At 68.1% G+C, this 17,005-nt stretch carries 18 protein-coding genes and 1 pseudogene; 5 read left to right on the top strand and 14 right to left on the bottom strand.

The window, feature by feature from the left end; genetic code table 11:
- Positions 1-46: 46 nt before the first annotated feature.
- The 4 genes from AVR91_RS05845 to AVR91_RS05860 are packed head-to-tail and all read right to left on the bottom strand — an operon-like array spanning position 47 to position 4,138.
- Positions 47-1,204, bottom strand: a complete 1,158-nt coding sequence (locus AVR91_RS05845; RefSeq protein ID WP_063274760.1) for an ABC transporter permease — start codon at positions 1,202-1,204, stop codon at positions 47-49.
- Entirely contained in the window at positions 1,201-2,352 is a 1,152-nt protein-coding gene (locus tag AVR91_RS05850; protein ID WP_063274761.1) for an ABC transporter permease, read from the bottom strand. Before AVR91_RS05850 ends, AVR91_RS05845 begins: the two co-directional genes overlap by 4 nt.
- Before the next feature lie 10 nt (positions 2,353-2,362).
- Positions 2,363-3,322, bottom strand: coding sequence for an ABC transporter ATP-binding protein (locus tag AVR91_RS05855; protein ID WP_063274762.1), 960 nt, complete (start codon positions 3,320-3,322; stop codon positions 2,363-2,365).
- A 12-nt stretch (positions 3,323-3,334) separates the two neighbouring features.
- Positions 3,335-4,138 (bottom strand): HPF/RaiA family ribosome-associated protein, encoded by an 804-nt coding sequence (locus AVR91_RS05860; RefSeq protein WP_063274763.1) that lies wholly within the window; start codon positions 4,136-4,138, stop codon positions 3,335-3,337.
- A gap of 143 nt (positions 4,139-4,281) precedes the next feature.
- Between AVR91_RS05860 and AVR91_RS05865 the strand changes: the two genes are divergently transcribed.
- Positions 4,282-4,743 carry a GyrI-like domain-containing protein gene (locus AVR91_RS05865; RefSeq protein WP_063274764.1) on the top strand — a complete coding sequence of 154 codons (462 nt, stop codon included), beginning with the start codon at positions 4,282-4,284 and terminating at the stop codon, positions 4,741-4,743.
- Here AVR91_RS05865 and AVR91_RS43660 read toward each other — a convergent pair.
- Positions 4,729-4,926, bottom strand: a complete 198-nt coding sequence (locus AVR91_RS43660) for a universal stress protein (protein WP_323807885.1) — start codon at positions 4,924-4,926, stop codon at positions 4,729-4,731. The two genes, AVR91_RS05865 and AVR91_RS43660, sit on opposite strands and share 15 nt — an antisense overlap.
- A 67-nt stretch (positions 4,927-4,993) precedes the next feature.
- Positions 4,994-5,383 (bottom strand): annotated as a pseudogene (locus AVR91_RS05870) (universal stress protein); the annotation flags it as partial.
- 234 nt (positions 5,384-5,617) lie between these two features.
- Here AVR91_RS05870 and AVR91_RS05875 point away from each other — a divergent pair.
- Positions 5,618-6,658, top strand: a complete 1,041-nt coding sequence (locus AVR91_RS05875; RefSeq protein ID WP_063274766.1) for a zinc-dependent alcohol dehydrogenase family protein — start codon at positions 5,618-5,620, stop codon at positions 6,656-6,658.
- A 203-nt stretch (positions 6,659-6,861) separates the two neighbouring features.
- Here AVR91_RS05875 and AVR91_RS05880 read toward each other — a convergent pair whose 3' ends face one another.
- The 7 genes from AVR91_RS05880 to AVR91_RS05910 form a co-directional block, all read right to left on the bottom strand.
- Positions 6,862-7,554, bottom strand: a complete 693-nt coding sequence (locus tag AVR91_RS05880; RefSeq protein ID WP_063274767.1) for a CBS domain-containing protein — start codon at positions 7,552-7,554, stop codon at positions 6,862-6,864.
- A gap of 22 nt (positions 7,555-7,576) precedes the next feature.
- Positions 7,577-9,157, bottom strand: a complete 1,581-nt coding sequence (locus AVR91_RS05885; protein WP_063274768.1) for an ABC transporter permease — start codon at positions 9,155-9,157, stop codon at positions 7,577-7,579.
- A complete protein-coding gene (locus AVR91_RS05890) occupies positions 9,154-10,050 on the bottom strand; it encodes an ABC transporter ATP-binding protein (RefSeq protein WP_063274769.1) in 897 nt (298 codons plus the stop codon). Before AVR91_RS05890 ends, AVR91_RS05885 begins: the two co-directional genes overlap by 4 nt.
- Complete coding sequence (ppsA, locus tag AVR91_RS05895) at positions 10,047-12,287, bottom strand: phosphoenolpyruvate synthase (RefSeq protein ID WP_063274770.1); 2,241 nt, start codon at positions 12,285-12,287, stop codon at positions 10,047-10,049. The genes AVR91_RS05890 and ppsA overlap by 4 nt, the downstream gene beginning before the upstream one ends.
- Positions 12,288-12,421: 134 nt before the next feature.
- The gene (locus AVR91_RS05900; RefSeq protein ID WP_063274771.1) at positions 12,422-13,078 is read right to left on the bottom strand and encodes a CBS domain-containing protein; all 657 of its coding nucleotides are present in this window, start codon (positions 13,076-13,078) and stop codon (positions 12,422-12,424) included.
- Positions 13,075-13,260 (bottom strand): hypothetical protein, encoded by a 186-nt coding sequence (locus AVR91_RS05905; RefSeq protein ID WP_063274772.1) that lies wholly within the window; start codon positions 13,258-13,260, stop codon positions 13,075-13,077. Before AVR91_RS05905 ends, AVR91_RS05900 begins: the two co-directional genes overlap by 4 nt.
- A gap of 65 nt (positions 13,261-13,325) precedes the next feature.
- Positions 13,326-13,592 carry a DUF1918 domain-containing protein gene (locus tag AVR91_RS05910; protein WP_063274773.1) on the bottom strand — a complete coding sequence of 89 codons (267 nt, stop codon included), beginning with the start codon at positions 13,590-13,592 and terminating at the stop codon, positions 13,326-13,328.
- 528 nt (positions 13,593-14,120) lie between these two features.
- Between AVR91_RS05910 and AVR91_RS05915 the strand changes: the two genes are divergently transcribed.
- The 3 genes from AVR91_RS05915 to AVR91_RS05925 all read left to right on the top strand — a co-directional run bounded on the left by AVR91_RS05915 (position 14,121) and on the right by AVR91_RS05925 (position 15,764).
- Positions 14,121-15,140: an Acg family FMN-binding oxidoreductase gene (locus AVR91_RS05915; protein ID WP_063274774.1), complete on the top strand. Its 1,020-nt coding sequence runs from the start codon at positions 14,121-14,123 to the stop codon at positions 15,138-15,140.
- A 16-nt stretch (positions 15,141-15,156) separates the two neighbouring features.
- A complete protein-coding gene (locus AVR91_RS05920) occupies positions 15,157-15,387 on the top strand; it encodes an SHOCT domain-containing protein (RefSeq protein ID WP_063274775.1) in 231 nt (76 codons plus the stop codon).
- A gap of 143 nt (positions 15,388-15,530) precedes the next feature.
- Positions 15,531-15,764, top strand: a complete 234-nt coding sequence (locus AVR91_RS05925; RefSeq protein WP_063274776.1) for a PLDc N-terminal domain-containing protein — start codon at positions 15,531-15,533, stop codon at positions 15,762-15,764.
- A 125-nt stretch (positions 15,765-15,889) separates the two neighbouring features.
- On the opposite strand, the gene AVR91_RS43665 is transcribed toward AVR91_RS05925, so the two are convergent.
- Positions 15,890-16,957, bottom strand: a complete 1,068-nt coding sequence (locus AVR91_RS43665) for an integrase core domain-containing protein (protein ID WP_063274777.1) — start codon at positions 16,955-16,957, stop codon at positions 15,890-15,892.
- Positions 16,958-17,005 lie beyond the last annotated feature (48 nt).

Below are 17,005 nucleotides of genomic sequence, written 5' to 3' on the forward strand. Positions count from 1 at the left end.
GTGTCGCCCTGCACCACGCGGCCACCCGCAACCTTCGCCGCCGGGCTCAAGCGGTCAAGGACCGTCGCAGCCGCAGAGTCGCCGCGCCGAGGAAGAGGGCCGCGAAGGCACCGAGCACCGCCATGGGCCCCAAGATGTCGCCGAGTCCGCCGCCCCGCGACAGAATCGTGGTCCAGGCGTCGACCGCCCAAGCGTGCGGCGTGACGTGTCCTGCCGCACGTACGGCGGGCGGGACGATTTCCAACGGCCAGGTACAGCCGCCGAGCATGCCCGCCCCGATGCCGAGCGCGGGTCCGATGGCCGACGCCTGCTCTGGGGTGCGGAACAGCGCGCCGCTCAGCATCCCCGCGCCGGCACCGACGAGACCCCACATGAAGGTCAGGGTCACAGCCGCGAGCGGGTCGCCCCAGTCCACCCCGAAGAGCAGGCCACCCACCCCGATGATCAGCCCGGATTGGAGCAAGGTCAGCGCGAGGTAGCAGAGCGTTTCACCGAGCATGACCTCACGCGGGCGGACCGGCCCGGCGAGGATCCGGGCATGGATACCGAGCCGCCTGGTCTGGATCAAGGCCGCACCACCGGCGAGCGCGTTGATGAAGACGAAGAACACGAGCATGGTCGGGGCGCTGTAGCTGAATCCCGGAGGCAGTACGTCGCCAGTGTTTCCCACCGTTTCGGCTCGCACGGCGACCTGGGGCACCGTCGGGTCGAGCGACCGGGCCAGCGGCAACAACTCGTCGAAGGAGGCAGAGGTCCGGCTCGCGGCGAAGGCGGCGGCCTGAACGGTCGCCGCGTGGTCCGCGACCACCGACGCGACCGCCGACCAGGCCCCCTGGCCTGTGCCCGAAGCGACGGTGGTGAGCAACGGGAGTTCGACCGCCGCCCCGGCCGTCAGGGCCTGGTCCATCCCGGCGGGAATGAGCAGAACCGCGTCGACTTCGTTGCGTCGCAGGGCGTCCTTCGCCGCCGGCTCCTCGGTGAACGGGCTGGTGACCAGCGTTCCCGCGGCGGCGAGACTCTGGGTCAGCTCGACGGCGAAGCGCCCTTCCGCAGCCACGACAGCGACCCTGAACCCGTTCTGACCACGCATCACCGCGCCGATCACCAGTATCACGACGACCGGCAGCAAGACGATGAAGAACAAGGCGATCCGGTCTCGCGCCAGCCTCCGGAGCGACACCAACGCGATGGTCACCACGTTCATCTGAACCTCTTCCGGTAGATCGGCACCGTGATGGCCGAGATCACCGCGCAGAACGACAAGATCGCCAAGACCGGCTGGACGACGCTGATCCAGCCCGCTCCCCCGGCGAGATCCGTGAAGGCCCGCAACGCCCACCCGTTCGGCGTCAGCAGGGCGAGCTTTCGCATGATCTCCGGTGCACCGCCGAGCATGATGAAGTTGCCGCCGATCAGGACCAGTCCGAAGATCACGAGTGAGGCGATGCCATCTGCCTGCCGATCGCTGCCGGCCGCCGCGATCACGAAGGCGGTCAGGCAGACCAGCGTCAATGCCAGCGCGACGATCATCATGCCGACAGCGAGCGGCGGCCCCCACCCCGAGCCGAGGACCAAGCCGGTGACCAACGCGACCGACGACAAGCTGGCGACGCCGTAGACGAACGTGGCCAGCGCCTTTCCGAGGAGCAGGGCACCGGCGCCGACCGGGGCGACGGCGATCCGGTCGAGGGTGCCGTTCGCGCGTTCCTCGAAGTATCCGCGCGCACCGAAACCGATCGCGAAGAACATGAAGAAGATCCCCATCGCGGGACCGTAATACCCGGCCGCGGTGAGCTGCTCGGTCCCTGCCGCCTTGGGCACGACCTGCTCCGGGAGCCGCAATCCGGCCATCTCCGACGGATCCACGGATCCGGCTCCGGCGGCCAGCGCCGTCGCCATCGAGAGGCGGTCGGCGTTCAGCTGAGCCACGAAAGACTCGCCGAGGGATCGGGCGACCGTTCCGGCGAGCGGCGAATCGACTCCGGAGAGCACGGTCATCGGCTCGGCCGTGCCACCGTGTGCAACGGCGGTGAAGCCCTGGGGAATCAGGAAAACCGCACCGAGTTCCCCCTCGTCGATCAAGGCGCGGGCATCGGTTTCGCTCGTCACGGGGACGACGTCGAGTACGGAGTCCAGCTGTGGTCCGGTAAGGAACGCGGTGAACGCCGTCGCCAACGCCCCGCCGTCCTGGTCGACGACGGCCACCTTGGTGTGGAAGTGCTCCCCTCCCTGGAAGGCGAAGCTCATCAGCAAGGCCACAGCCACCGGCGCGACGAATCCGAGCACCCACGCCGATCGGTCTCGCAGCCGCTGGCGCAGGTCCTTGGCCGCCACGACGAACGCCGCATGCATCTTGCCTCCCTCAGTCTCGGAGTGCGGTGCCGGTGAGGTGGAGGAAGACCGCCTCGAGGTCGGGCTCGGTCACTTCGACCGAGCGCACTCCGACTTCGGACCTCTCGGCCGCGTCGAGAACCGCGGGCAGCATGCGACGGCCCTCGCGCACGATCAGGTGGACTTCGTCCCCCGCGGAATCGACTCTCTCGACCCCCGCGACGGAGGCGATCCGGTCCACCAGCCGGGCCGGATCCCCGTCGGTGGAGAGCGTTATGCGGTCATGCTCGCCGAGCCGGTCGATCAGCTCGCGGCGGGTACCCTCGGCGATCAGGCGGCCGCGGTCGATGATGCCGACCCGGTCGCACAGGCGTTCGGCCTCTTCCATGTAGTGCGTGGTGTACAGGACGGCCATCCCGCTCGTGCCGAGCGACCGCACGTTCTCCATGATCGCGTGCCTGCTCTGCGGATCGACCCCGACCGTCGGCTCGTCGAGGATCAGCAGCGTCGGCCGGTGCATCAAGCCGGCACCGATGTTGAGCCGGCGGCGCATCCCACCGGAGAAGGACTCGACCCGGTCCCCGGCACGGTCGGTGAGGCCGATCAACTCCAGCACTTCGTCGACCCGCCGATCCAGCGTTTTCCCGCGTAGCCGGTACAACCGGGCGAAGAACCGCAGATTCTCCCGTGCGGTGAGATCCGGGTACAGCGCGATGTCCTGCGGGACATAGCCGATCCGTTCCCGGGATAGCACGGCCCCACCGCCGGCGGCACCCGCGATCGTGATGCTGCCGGCGTCCGCCCGCAGCAAGCCGCACACCAGCCGGATGATGGTCGTCTTCCCCGCGCCGTTCGGGCCGAGCAGGCCATAGGTTTCGCCGGCGCGGATGGAGAAACCGACGTCGTCGACGGCGACCCGTTCGCCGAAGCGCTTGGTCAGCCCCGCCACCGCCAGCACCTCGGCCTGCCCGGCGCGCGGTGACTCGGTCATGGGAAGAGTCACCTAGACCGCCGGGGTGATCAGGCCGTAGTGACCGTCGTAGCGGTGGTACAGCACACTGCCCCTGCCCCGCTCGGCGTCGAGGTAGAACAGGAACGGCAAGCCGGTCAGGCCGAGCCGCTCCACGGCCTCCACTGTGGACAGAAACGGCGCCGGCCGCCTGCTGATCGTGAGAGGAAGCTTGAAGGGACTCAAGTCGTGCGGGCCCGGTGGGACGATCTGAGCGAGCCGATGCATGGTCGGCCCGGCGTGGTAGAGCACGCTGTCCTGCCCGGTACCGGCCTCGGTGAACAGATGGAAGTCGTAGTCGAGGAGGTGCATGTCGACGAACGCCTCGTCGACCGTCGAACGGGCCATCGAGTAAGACTTGTGCCGCACGATCTCTCGTTCCTTCTCCGGCCTCGGGAACCACGGCTCCCGCACAGCGGGAGCCGACTCGTGGCGCCATTCGCCGGGATCCGGAACAGGACGCCCTCCACGCCGGGCTTCCCAGTGCAAGGCACTTTTCTCCAGCTGCCGCCGCAGTTTCGCGTCCATCCGATCGATCGCCTCGTCCACCGACGGCGCCGCCGCCTGCGCACGTACCGGCCTGCCGTTCACGTCCAGGGACACCTGCGCCGTCACCGACTGCTCCCGTGCGGGATCCCCGTACTTGGTCAGTCGCACCGACGCCGCCAGTACCGGCCGGTGGGCGAGCCTCATCAGGCGCGAAACCTTGGCGGCCGCAAGGCTCGCGGAATCCGGTTCGATATCGCCGCGTACCGCCACCCGCACCTCGGGCTTCGTCATGGTTTCCTTCGTCCGCATCGATCGTCCTTTCCCAAGTCGATGCTCTAATCGGTACGCCGGTCGGCCAGCGCGTCACCAGGGACCTAGGACGCCGTGGGAAGGGACCTTGGGGTCTCCGCCACGGTCGCCCGGCGGCTGATGCTCGTGTCATGACCTATGCAGTGGAACTCACCGAACTCGACTCCATCGACGCAGCACATCTGCGACGCCACACCACGACGACCGACATCGGCGAGTGCGTGGGGATGGGACTCGACGCGTTGTACACCTTCGTCTCCGAAGCAGGTACCGCTCCGAACGGCCCTCCCCAAGCGGCCTATCCGGGCGATTTCCAACCAGGCGAAGAACTCGATCTCGACCTCTACCTGCCCATTCCCGGCGACCTCCCATCGCAGGGCGATATCGACATCGTCACCCTCGACGGCGGACCCGCCGCCCGCACCTCGCATCACGGGCCTTACGACGAGATCGGTGCGGCGTATGAAGCCGTGTACGAATGGGTTCAGGAAAACGGCCGCGGACCCGCTGAAGCTCCACGGGAGTTGTACCTGTGTGGACCGGACAGCACGCCGGACCCCGCCGACTACATCACCGACGTTGTCTTGCCGTTACGGAACGAGTGAGGGCGTCTCTCGGACGATCATGACCGGGCACTTCGCGTGATGGATCAGGGCGTGACTCGTCGACCCGACAGCCAGAGCGTCGAAACCACCTCGCCCGCGGCCGCCTTTCTCGCTCGGCTCGAGCAGGCGGTGCCGAGGCTTGTCCCGCGCACCGATTCGCTGGGAAAGGCAGAGCACCTTCACCGGTGAAAAGTCCCGCTATGTCACCGTCGTGCCACGCATGCAAGGCGGCCAAGGGGACCTTCCGGTTGGCCGCTTCCTCGAAGGCCCAGGCGAGTGCTTCTTCGTTCAACCGACTGCCGTCCACCCCGACGACAACGGGCCCGGCGTCACCCGGTCCCCGGACGACCACGACCGGGCAGGCGGCATCCGAGGACAGGCGAGACGCGGACGCTCCGGCGATCTCTCCAGCGGGAGCCCCGATGGCGAGAAGCGAGCCATGACCGAGATTTCCGTCGACGCGGCGGCCGGGCCCGTATCGACGGCCGCGGTGGTCACTTTCACCTCGGGAACCGCCGACTCGCAGCCCGCGCGGGAACTCATGCAGTACTTCTTCGGTGATGGCTTCCTTTGCTTTCAACCAGGTATCAGGCGGAAACGATCGATTCCCGAAGGGCGCGCCATCGACACAGTAGGCCATCAGAAGCAGCAGTCCGCCTTGTGCAGCAACGCCTCTTCGGCCGCCCACAACGCGGCCGCCATGGAGCACGCCTTCAGCCGATCGGTTCCGGATACCGACTCCGTCGACGCTAGACACCCGTCCCGGTGGTGATGCGGCCGTACGTCGCTACCCGCAGGGGCTTTGGGCTCTGTGTCGAGCGGCCGCATCGCGACACGCTCGAACCGATGGCCCTTCCGCGAACAAGGAGAGAACATGAAGGCACTCGTTTACGACGGACCGGGGCGGCGGGCTTGGACCGACCGGCCGCAGCCTGAGCTCGCCGCGGCGACCGACGCGATCGTCCGCGTCGACGCGGTCACCATCTGCGGCACCGATCTGCACATCCTCAAGGGCGACGTGCCCGCCGTGGAACCGGGCACGATCCTGGGCCATGAAGCGGTCGGCACGATCATGGAAGTCGGCAAGGCGGTGACGAATTTGAAGCCGGGCGATCGGGTACTGGTCTCCTGTATCACCGCGTGCGGACGCTGCGAATACTGCCGGAAAGCCGTCTACGGGCAGTGCCTCGGCGGTGGCGGCTGGATCCTGGGGCACCGGATCGACGGCGTGCAGGCGGAGTTCGTGCGCGTTCCGTTCGCCGAGACCTCGACCTACGTGCTGCCGAACGGTGTCGCGGACGAGGCCGCGCTGATGCTGGCCGACATCCTGCCGACGTCCTACGAGGTCGGCGCCCGCAACGGACGGGTCCAGCCCGGCGACTGCGTCGCGATCGTCGGGGCGGGACCGATCGGGCTCGCCGCGATCACCACGGCGCAGCTGTTCGGCCCGAGTTCCATCGTGGTGATCGACAAGGAACCCAGCAGGCTCGCCGCCGCGAAGAACTTCGGCGCGGACGTCCTCCTCCAGCCCGGCGAGAACCCGGCCGCGGCCATCGCGGAGCTCACCGGCGGTCTCGGCGCGGACGTCGCGATCGAAGCGGTCGGCGTGCCGGAGACCTTCGAACTGTGCACGGAACTGGTCCGTCCTGGCGGCCACGTCGCGAACGTCGGTGTCCACGGCGCGCCCGCGACGCTGCATCTGGAGGACCTCTGGATCCGCGACATCACCATCACCACCGGCCTGGTCGACACGTCGAGCACCTCGATGCTGCTGCGGATGCTCGCCGCCGGCAGGCTCGACACGACCCGGTTCATCACCCACCGGTTCGGACTCGACGAGATGGACGAGGCCTACGACGTCTTCGCCCGCCCTCAAGAAAGCGACGCCCTCAAGGTCGCCCTCTTCCGAGGCTGAACACACGCGGCCGGCCCGGGCCTCGCTCGGTGTTGCGAAAGCCACTTTCACAACCTTCAACGTTGCGAAAGTGGCTTTCGCAACGCCTCGTTTCGGACGCTAGCCGGGCCGAAGGCTCCCTTCACCGCATTAGACACGGCGAAGGGAGCCATCACCCCACCACCGTCCCCCACCAGGGGACGGAAGCGGGCCGCGTTTGGTCACTAATGACGCTTCAGCGCCTCGATGACACCGGTCCCGACCGGTTCCTCGATCGGCAAGTGGCTGTCGTCCAGCTCGGCGGTGAGGTGTTCGCGGACGTCCACCACACCGTCGAGCCGCCGGATCAACGCCACGATCACCGGGATCATGCCGGTACGTTCGACCTGACCGCGCACCGTGACGACGCCGTTGTGCACGGAGACCGACAGGGTGTCCGGATCGATCGCCATCGCCCGCTTGACGACCTCGGTGTGAACCTCCTCACGCAGATCCGAATCGGATCGCAGAAAGCCGCGCAGAAGGTCCGCTCTCCCGACGATGCCCACCAGTTTCGCGTCGTCGTCGAGAACCGGCAGCCGATGCACCCGATGGTTCTCCATCAGCCGGATCGCTTCGTCCACCCCGGCATCCTGTGCCACCGTGATCGCGGGCCCGGTCATCAACTCGTCGGCTCGGCTTCCCTCCACCTTGCGCCGTAACCGGGGCCGGAACCGCAGCAGGCGGTGCTGGATCTCCCGTTCCAGCAGATCACGCTGGGAGACGACGCCGACGACCCTGCCTTCGTCGTCCACCACGGGCGCGCCGCCCACTCCCCACGACGTGAGCAGGACGGTGATCGCCTTGAACGGGGTCTCCGGCCGCACGGTGAGCACCTGGCCGCGCATCACCTCGCGCACTCGACGACGTTTGCTCATCTCGATCTCCTTTCCGAAAGTGTCAAGCAGCGATGTCCCGGCGCCTGAAGCCCGCCACACCGGCCGCGAGCAACGCGCAGGCGACCAAGACGAGCCAGGGAATGGACGTCATGCTCTCCGTCGAACCCGGCAGGTTCGGCAGGTGGGTGAACGGCGAGAGGTTCAGGACCACTTGCGGGACGCCGAAGAGCACGCCGAACTCGCCGACGACGACGATCGCCACGAGCACCACCCAGATCAGGCCGAGCTTGCTCGGAAACAGCCCGAACAAGGCGCAGGCCAGCCCGGCCAGCACCCACACCGCGGGCAGTTGCACCAGCGCGGCGGCCGTCAGCCTGCCGATCTCGGCGCCGGGGCGCCCAGTCTGCAGGCCGGCGGCGAGTCCCGCGCCCAGGCCCGCCGCGAGCATCGGGAGCGCGCTTCCGGCGATCGCGAGAACCAGGTAGCCGGTCAACAACCGGGTTCGTGAGACCGACGAGGTGAGGAGCGGATCGACGCGGAGTGCCTCTTCTTCAGCGTGTAAGTGGGTGAGCGCGGACATCCCGTAGACCGCGGCGACGACCCCAGCGACGCCGAACTCCAGAGCGAAGAACGCGTCCGACAGTGCCTTCTCCCCGCCCAACGCGAGAATGAGTTGCTCGGCCCTGGGATTGTCGAGGAATTTGCCGATGCCGTTGGCCAGGTTGCCGATGACAAGGCCCAACACCAGGTAGACCGCCGTCCAGGCGAGCAGACCGGCGCGGTTGAGCCGCCAGAGCAGACCACCGCTGCTTCGCAGGCCACGACCGGCGTGTGCGGGGCCGGCGCGGTCGGCCAGCAGGCCGGCGCCGATGTCACGGCGATCGCTCAGCCTGACCGCGATCAGCACCAGCACGGAGGCGAACGCGAGGGGTATCGCCACGACCCACCAGCGTTCCCCGGCGAACGGCCGGATCTGCTGCGCCCAGCCGATCGGGGACAGCCATTCCGGTCCGGAGTCCCCGATGGCACGCAGAAGATAGGCGAGTCCGAGAACAGCGCCTGCGATACCGGTCGCCAGCCGCGTGGACCGGCACAACTGCGCCGTCACTGCCGCGATGGCACCGAAGGCCCAGCCCGCCGTCATCCAGCCTGCCCCCAACGCCACCGAACCCGCCAACGGCAGCCCCGCGGCGACGAGCCCACCGGCGGTCAGGATCCCGAGGACCAGTCCGGTGACAGCGGTGACCGCGAGCGCCGCGGCGAGCGACGCGTGCCTGCCCAGGACACCGGAGCCGAGCAAGTCCAGCCTGCCGGACTCCTCCTCCGCCCTGGTGTGCCGGATCACCATGATGATGATCAGCAACGCGACCAGCGCGGCGCCGAAACCGGTCAGCTTGAGCACCGCGGCGGCACCGAGCGAAGTGGGATCGTAAATGCGGCCGTAGAAAGCGACAAGCGCGGGGACCGCGTTGACTGCCTCGGCGAAGACGGTCAGTTCCCGTTGTGACGGATAGAGGTCCGCAGTGGCGGCGGCCGCTCCGGCGGTGGTCGCCGCGCAGGCGAGTGTCCACAAAGGAACTCGCAGCCGCTCGCGGCGCAGGGCGAGGCGGAACAAGACGCCGGTCCCGGTCATGGTACTCATCGGGACTCCAGGACCGGCTCGCGATAGTGGCGCAGGAAGAGTTCCTCGAGGGTCGGAGCGTGACTCGTCAGCTCCAGCACTCCGACGCGGCTGAGCGCGGCGAGGACCGCACCGAGTTCGGAGTTGTCGACGGTCATCCGGAAGGTGTCCCGGTCGTGGCCGAACTCGTGGACGCCCGGCAAGGCCGCGAGCCCGTCCGGCAGCCCGGTCAGCCGCACGGTGAGCGACGTCCGCGTCAGGTGCCGGAGTTCGTCGAGGCTCCCGGTGTCGACCACACGACCGCCCCGGATGATGCTGACGCGGTCGGACAACGCCTCGGCCTCGGAGAGGATGTGGCTGGACAACAGGACGGTCCGGCCGCGGTCGCGTTCCTCCCGGATGCAGCCCCGGAAGGCGTCTTCCATCAGCGGGTCGAGCCCGGCGGTCGGTTCGTCGAGCAGGAGCAGTTCGGCGTCGGAGGCCAACGCCGCCACGACGGCCACCTTCTGGCGATTCCCCTTGGAGTAGGTGCGCCCCTTGCGGGTCGGGTCGAGGTCGAACAGGTCCAGATAGCGATCTCGCCGTCGCTCGTCGATGCCACCCCGAAGCCTGCCGAGCAGGTCGATCACCTCTCCCCCGGTGAGCGTCGGCCAGAGCGACACCTCACCGGGCACATAGGCGAGCCGCCGGTGAAGCGACACGGCATCACGCCAAGGGTCTCCGTCCAGCAGCCGCATCTCGCCGGCGTCGGCCCGCAGCAGTCCCAGCAGGATACGCAGAGTCGTCGTCTTGCCCGCACCGTTCGGCCCCAGGAAGCCGTGGACCTCACCGGTTCGAACGGTCAGGTCCAGGCCGTCCAACGCCTTCGTTCGGCCGAAGCTCTTCCGCAGACCGCGGATCTCGATCGCGTTCATCGGGCGGCGTCCAGCAGGACCCGGCGTTCGGCGGCCGCGATCGCACTCCGGGACGCGTCGACCACGTCGGGGTTGACGGAGATCGACGTGATCCCGAACCGCACGAGGTGTTCGGCGAAGCCCGGCTTCGCCGAAGGTGCCTGTCCGCACAGCGAGGAAGTGATTCCGGCGTCTCGCGCGGTGCCGACGATCCGTCCGATGGTGTCGAGCACGGCGGGGTCGGCTTCGTCGAACAGTTCCGCGCAGACCGCCGAGTCCCGGTCCACCCCGAGAACCAGCTGAGTGAGGTCGTTGCTGCCGATGGACACACCGTCGATGCCCATCCCGGCGTACTCGGGAAGCCAGTGCACCACGGACGGGACCTCCGCCATGATCCAGCGACGCAGTCCACGTTGCCGTCCGAGCGGGCTCGCGTCGATCAGGTCGAGACATGCCTCCAGCTCCCATTTCGTGCGGACGAACGGGATCATGAGATGCAGGTTCGGCGTCTGCTCGCGGACCCGGGCGAGCGTGCGGAGTTCGAGGTCGAACAGGTCCTTCTCCCGCACGTAGCGGAAGCAGCCGCGGTAGCCGATCATCGGATTGCTCTCGACGGCTTCGTAGGCCTCGCCCCCGGCGAGCCCGCGGAATTCGTTGCTGCGCAGGTCGGTCGTCCGATAGACGACCGGGCGCGTGCCGAAGGGTCGCGTGATCCGCAGCAGGGACTCGGCCATCGAGTCCACAAAGGACTCCTGTTCGCCCTTGGCGATGAGGTCACGGGGATGACGTCCGCCGAGCGCCTCGGTCAGCAGGAACTCCGCCCGAAGCAGCCCGACCCCGTCGACCTGCCGCGCGGCGACCTCTTCGGCGTGTTCGGGCATGGCGAGGTTGACGTACAGCCTGGTTCCGATCGTCTCCGGCGCGGCGGGCGCCACCGCGGGTTCGGTACGCGACGGCGGCCGAACGTAGCCGGACCGCACCTCGCCGGTCGTGCCGTAGACCGTCACGGGTCCACGTCCCGCGAGAACCCGGGTCGCGTCGCCGGTGCCGACCACACAGGGAACCCGTAGCTCCCGCGCGACGACCGCGGCGTGACAGGTCATCCCTCCTCCGTCGGTCACCAGCGCCGAGGCTCGCCGGATGGCGGGTACCCAGTCGGGGTTGGTCATCGGGGCGACCAGCACCTCGCCGTCCCGCAACTGTCCGCCTTCGGCCGGATCACGCAGCACCCGTACCGCTCCACCGCCGATGCCCGGCGACGCGGCCAGCCCGGTGACGAGAACGTCCGGCGCCGGTTCGCGGCCGGGCGGAAGAGTCGTGACCGGCCGGGATTGGACGACCCAGATCTCCTTGCCCGTCATGGCGAATTCGATGTCCTGGGGCGTTTCGTAGTGGTCTTCGATCCGGGTCGCGAGCCGTGCCAGCTCGAGTACGGTCGCGTCGTCGAGGACCCGGCGGCCCGCCGTATGCGCGGGAAGCTCGACCTTGACATCTCCCCCGCCCACCTCGGCGATGATCTTGTGGGACTTGCTGCCGACCCGGGCCGAAACCAGCCGCAGACCTTCCTTCGCCACCAGATAGGTATCCGGTTCGACCGCCCCGGAAACGATCGCTTCGCCTTGACCGAAGACCGCCTCGATCACCAAGCGATCCCGATCGCCGGAACGCGGATCCGCGGTGAAGATGACACCGGAACGATCAGCGGTGATCATCCTCTGCACCACCACGGCGATGGCGGGTTCCCCGGTGAAACCACGGCCGGCCCGATACCCGATCACCCGGGGCGAGAACAACGACGCCCAGCAGTCGACGATCCGCTCCCGGACGGCGTTGTCCCCCCACACGTTCGTGAAACTGGCGTTCATCCCGGCGAACGAGGCTTCCGCGCCGTCCTCCCCCGTCGCCGAGGAGCGGACCGCGATCGGTGTCGACTGCCCGACCCCGTGATAGGCATCGATCACGTCGGTAAGGACACCGGCCGTCATCCCCGCCCGGTGGACCAAAACGCGCAATTGGTCGCACAGCCCGGACAGCTGCTCAGGCGCGTCCGCGGACGCGAGCGCCTTCTCGTGCAGCTCCGCGATCTCACCACGCACACCCGCTTCGTCGAGCGAAGCGAGGTACGCCTCGCGAAGCACGACGAACCCTGGAGGGACGGAGAACCCGGCGGTGATCAGCTCACCGAGATTCGCGCCTTTGCCGCCCGCCGATTCGGCGTCGGCGAGGCTGACCGTCGACAAGTCGCGTACGTAGCTCATCGCTTTCCCTCCGGACGTTGGCCTTCCATGGAATCCATGCTCACCGGAGGTGCGGTCGCCGCTCTGCTGTCCAAGGTCCCGGCGCGCCGGGACTTCGTCCCCACGCCGCGGGCGCCCTGCCATCGGGGACTCGGTCATCCGGTTGGCCTGTTCGCCTCGTCGTCCCACCCGAACCGGACCAGATCGACAACGTCGACGACTCCCGTGATCCGGCGCACCAGCGCCGACAGCAGGATGGCCTGGCTCCGCCGTTCGACCTCACCTCGCAGGGTCACGATCCCGTTGTCCACATCAGCCCGCACCTCGCCCCGCGACGGGCGCCGGATCTGTTCCGAGATGTCCCGCAGGACCTCATCCCGGATCTCCGCGTCCGTCCGGACGAAGGCGTGCACGAGGTCGGCCCGGCTGACGATGCCGGTCAGCTTCCCGTAGCGGTCGACCACGGGCAGTCGCTTGACCCGATTGCCCACCATCAACCGGGCCGCCTCCGCTACCGGTAGGTCGGCTTCGACGGTGATCGCGGGGGTGCTCATCACGTCCGCCGCCGTACGTGCGTCCGATTTGGAGCGGATACCCGGCACCCTCGGGCGCGGTGCGCTGACCGACTCGACGTGTTTGAGCAGCAGGTCGGCCTCCGAGACGACACCGATGACATCGCGATCGTCGTCCACGACGGGAACGGCGCTGATCCCGCGGCCCGCGAGGATTCCGGCGATATCCGCGATCGGAGTGCCCTTCCGCACCGAGTAGACCTCCCGGGTCATGACCTCGCGGACGGCCGTTCCGGTCATGACGGACGCTCTTCGTCCTCTTCGGACGGTTCCTCGCGCTTCTGCGCGCGATAGGACTCCGCGGCGAAGTATCTCCGCATCGCCGCCTCCGCCAATTCACCAGAAGAACGGGACGGGCCGGCCCCGGCGGCGATCGCGTCCCGTGCTTCCTTGGCCGCACGCGCGTTCTCGACATCGTTCATGTTCTTTTTCCTTCCATGGAGTGCTGGTTCCGAATCCCGCCGCGGACCGTGAACCGTCGAAGTGGTCACGACCAGTACCGCACGGCGATGGCCTCCCGCACGGCCGCGAGCCGGGCGCGCTCCGCCTCGTCTGCGGCGTTCTGCTCCGCCTCCGACACGACAACGGCGTCAGCGCCGGGAAAGATTGTGGACACATGGTCATCCTGTGGCCAGCGCACGACATAGGGCGGTGTTCCGTCCGGATTGCGAACCTCGACGATCAGGGCACGCTGGTCCGGTTTCCCGATCGTCGGCCCTTTGATGACCAGCCAGTCTCCTCGCTGCGCACGCATGGGTTTCCGCCTTCCGCCTCGCCGCCCGATGTGTCCGGTCACGACTTTCTCGGTCGCACGTCGTTCACCGTCCTCCTCACGCCGTCGTCGGTGGAGTGCCGAAGGTCCTCGAGTCTCAGAGCCTGTTGGCGGAGCTGAGCCGAAAGTCGGACGTTCGTGTTCGGGGGCGGGTCGGGTGAGATGAAGGCTTCTTCGCCGCTTCTGATGCGGTGAAGGGAGCCCTTATACCTGGCCAAGCGCGAGCGCCTCCTTCCGACGACGAGCAAGCCGAGGTTGTCTCACTGGGCCGGGGCGTCGTCGACGTCAACCTCGCAGAAGCCGTCAAGCCCTTGCCGATCGCCCTGGCGACGACCGAGGTGTTGCCGACCATCGACTCGAACACCATGAGCACCCGCATCCCGCGCGGCCCCACGGGAGAACAGGAACGAACGGCCCGGCGAACCAGGCCCTCTGGCCCTCCACGACCCGCGGCGTCCGGAGAACCATGAAACACGAACCCTTCACCCACTGAGCAGAGGCAGGTTTCCGATGGACCACGGCCTTCCCGACGACTACACGGTCGAAACCGCGGTGGCCCTGGCCTGCCGCGCCCCCTCGGTGCACAATTCCCAGCCCTGGCAATGGCGCGTCGGAGATCGCACCGTCCACCTCTACGCCGACCGGACCCGGCAGCTGGCCGGGACCGATCCCGACGGCCGGGACCTGATGCTCGGCTGCGGAGCGGCGCTGCACCATCTCCGGGTCGGCTTCGCGGCCTTGGGCTGGCGGGCCGAGGTGCACCGGCTGCCCAACCCGGCGGAGCCGGACCACCTGGCGTCCATCGAGCTGCACCGGCACGAGCCCACCCAGGAGGACATCACGCTCGCCGCCGCCATTCCCCGGCGCCGGACCGACCGGCGCCGGCACAGCTCCTGGACCGTACCCACCGGGCACCTCGACACCCTCGCCCGGCACGCGGCGGACGAAGGCTCCATCCTGCGCCCCGCTCTCGACGCCGCCCGCTACCACCTCGCGCGCGCCATTTCCGAAGCCGCCGAAGTCCACGCGGCGGACCCGGCGTACCGCACCGAGCTCGCCGCCTGGAGCGGCAGGCACACCGCTCCCGACGGCGTCCCGTCGGCGAACGCACCCGCACAGGACGACACCCCCGGCGCCCTGCCCGCGCGTGCGTTCGCCGACCCCCTGCTCGGACAGCCCGAAGGCGCGACCGGTGAAGCGGACGAGACCGCGCTCCTCGTGCTGAGCACGGCTTCGGACGACGCCATGTCGCGCCTCCGCGCCGGCGAGGCCACCAGCGCGGTGCTGCTCGCCGCGACCAGCCTGGGCCTGGCGACCTCACCGCTCACCGAACCGCTGGAAGTCGCGGACACCAGGACGAAGGTGCGCGACCTGGTCACCGGCGGCACCTTCCCGCAGATGGTGCTGCGGACCGGCTGGGCACCGGTCAACGCCGATCCCCTGCCCGCGACCCCGCGCCGGAACCTCGACGAGGTCCTCGCACCGCTCGGGACGCCGGTGCTCCGCGAAGTGCGCTATCAGAGCCACTGAATCGAAAGGAACGGCCATGCCTTACTGGCACTACTCCAACGGCGGCTGGGTCAGCATGCTGCTCATGCTGATCACCGTGCTCATCCTGGTCGGCGGCCTCATCACCGTCTCGGTGATCGTGTTGCGCCGCACCACCAAGACCTCGACCGTGCACGACGACGCGGTCAGGATCCTGAACGAACGGTTCGCGCGTGGGGAGATCGACAAGGACGAGTTCGAGACACGGCGTGCCGTGCTCCGCGGGTGAGCAAACCCCCGCGCGAAGGGACGAGTGATGTCACGGATGGCCAAGCCCAGCACCGCCCGCCTGAAACCTCGGGCCGGCGGTGCTGGGTGGTTTCCGCGGTCTTCGTGGTGCCCTAAACACGTCGGTATCGAAAGGAGATCACCATGTCGAAGCGATCCGGACTTCGTCACACGACCAATCCAGGACTTCTCGGATTTCTCACCGGGGTCCAGTTGACTCTGGCCACTGTCGCCTGGACTGATCTCGCACTCCGTCCGACCGCCGAGATCCGCGGTTCCAAGCGGCGATGGGCGCTGATCATCGCCATCAACTTCGCCGGCCCGATCGCCTACCTCACCTGGGGCAGACGACCGGTGGACCCCGCGACTCACCCGTAGATCGTCCGATCGGCACGCGGCCCATTCGTTCATCCGGGTTCGGCAGGTGCCTTTCCCCTCGCCCGGAACGCGTCGACGACGCTTGTGGGGTTCCATAAGTCTGCTGCTAGCTCTGACCAGTAGGTTTACGCAGCCCGTTCGTATTCGTTGATCATGCCTCCGAGAAGCCGCTGTCGCCTGATCCGCTGAGAGTTGAGGTCTGCTACGGGGTGGGTCGGTTGTGGTGGGCGAAGCTCGCGTGCCCGGTGCGGCCGTCGACCGTTGTAATGCCAGACGTACTCGGCGAGCACGGCACGCAGATGCCGCTCGCCCAGAATCAACATCCGGTCGGTGAGCTCGGTTCTGGCCGTGAGCACAAACCGTTCGGCGTAGCAGTTCGCCCGCGGGCAACGCGGAGGAATCCTCACCGCCTCGATACCGACGTCGGCCAGGACGGCGTCGAACGAGGCCGAGAACTGGCCAGCCCGATCACGGATGAGAAACCCGAACTCGTCGACGCGATCACCGAGATCCATCACCAGGTTGCGGATCTGTTGCGTAGTCCACTCGCCGTCCGGATTCGCTGTCGTGCCCAGGATGTGAACGTAGCGGCTGCCGACCTCCAGCACGAAGAACACGTAGATCCTCCGGAGGGTGAGCGCACAGTCGATGTGGAAGAAGTCGCACGCCAGCATCGTCGAGGCCTGCGTGCGCAGGAACTGCCGCCAGGTCGTGTCGGTGTCCCGGACCGGCGCGGGAGGTATGTGTGCCCGCTTCAGGATCCGCCGGATCGTCGAGGCACCGACCCGGTGTCCAAGCTTGAGTAACTCGCCCTGAATCCTCTTGTAGCCCCAGCTGTGGTTCTCTGTGGCCATCCGTTCGATCAGCCTGGCGATCGCGTCGTCGACTGGTGGACGGCCGACCCGGTGTGGATAGGTCCACTTCGCGGCTACCAGGCGCCGGTGCCAGCGCAGGATCGTGCCCGGAGTGACCAACCGGCGCAGCCGCTGCGCCTTGGGCAGCAGACGGACCAACGCGGCGAACACAGCCCGGTCAGCCCAGTCGAGACGAGGTTTCGGGTTGCCTCTGCGCAGCACGGCGACCTCATGGCGCAGCACCAGCAACTCGACGTTCTTCGACGCCGACGAGCGGCCGAGCAACACCACCAGGCCCACCAGCCGAAGGAAGATCAGATAAAGCAGACGCAACGACATAGCCGACGATCATGCCTCACAGGTCACTTCCGTTCACAGACGCATTGT

It is taken from the genome of Amycolatopsis keratiniphila subsp. keratiniphila (assembly GCF_001620365.2).
Taxonomy (GTDB): domain Bacteria; phylum Actinomycetota; class Actinomycetes; order Mycobacteriales; family Pseudonocardiaceae; genus Amycolatopsis; species Amycolatopsis keratiniphila.

Coding starts and splice junctions, on each gene's coding strand:
- AVR91_RS05845 (WP_063274760.1), bottom strand. CDS start 1,204: ATGAACGTGGTGACCATCGCGTTGGTGTCGCTCCGGAGGCTGGCGCGA.
- AVR91_RS05850 (WP_063274761.1), bottom strand. CDS start 2,352: ATGCATGCGGCGTTCGTCGTGGCGGCCAAGGACCTGCGCCAGCGGCTG.
- AVR91_RS05855 (WP_063274762.1), bottom strand. CDS start 3,322: ATGACCGAGTCACCGCGCGCCGGGCAGGCCGAGGTGCTGGCGGTGGCG.
- AVR91_RS05860 (WP_063274763.1), bottom strand. CDS start 4,138: ATGCGGACGAAGGAAACCATGACGAAGCCCGAGGTGCGGGTGGCGGTA.
- AVR91_RS05875 (WP_063274766.1), top strand. CDS start 5,618: ATGAAGGCACTCGTTTACGACGGACCGGGGCGGCGGGCTTGGACCGAC.
- AVR91_RS05880 (WP_063274767.1), bottom strand. CDS start 7,554: ATGAGCAAACGTCGTCGAGTGCGCGAGGTGATGCGCGGCCAGGTGCTC.
- AVR91_RS05885 (WP_063274768.1), bottom strand. CDS start 9,157: ATGAGTACCATGACCGGGACCGGCGTCTTGTTCCGCCTCGCCCTGCGC.
- AVR91_RS05890 (WP_063274769.1), bottom strand. CDS start 10,050: ATGAACGCGATCGAGATCCGCGGTCTGCGGAAGAGCTTCGGCCGAACG.
- ppsA (WP_063274770.1), bottom strand. CDS start 12,287: ATGAGCTACGTACGCGACTTGTCGACGGTCAGCCTCGCCGACGCCGAA.
- AVR91_RS05900 (WP_063274771.1), bottom strand. CDS start 13,078: ATGACCGGAACGGCCGTCCGCGAGGTCATGACCCGGGAGGTCTACTCG.
- AVR91_RS05905 (WP_063274772.1), bottom strand. CDS start 13,260: ATGAACGATGTCGAGAACGCGCGTGCGGCCAAGGAAGCACGGGACGCG.
- AVR91_RS05910 (WP_063274773.1), bottom strand. CDS start 13,592: ATGCGTGCGCAGCGAGGAGACTGGCTGGTCATCAAAGGGCCGACGATC.
- AVR91_RS05915 (WP_063274774.1), top strand. CDS start 14,121: ATGGACCACGGCCTTCCCGACGACTACACGGTCGAAACCGCGGTGGCC.
- AVR91_RS05920 (WP_063274775.1), top strand. CDS start 15,157: ATGCCTTACTGGCACTACTCCAACGGCGGCTGGGTCAGCATGCTGCTC.
- AVR91_RS05925 (WP_063274776.1), top strand. CDS start 15,531: ATGTCGAAGCGATCCGGACTTCGTCACACGACCAATCCAGGACTTCTC.
- AVR91_RS43665 (WP_063274777.1), bottom strand. CDS start 16,957: ATGTCGTTGCGTCTGCTTTATCTGATCTTCCTTCGGCTGGTGGGCCTG.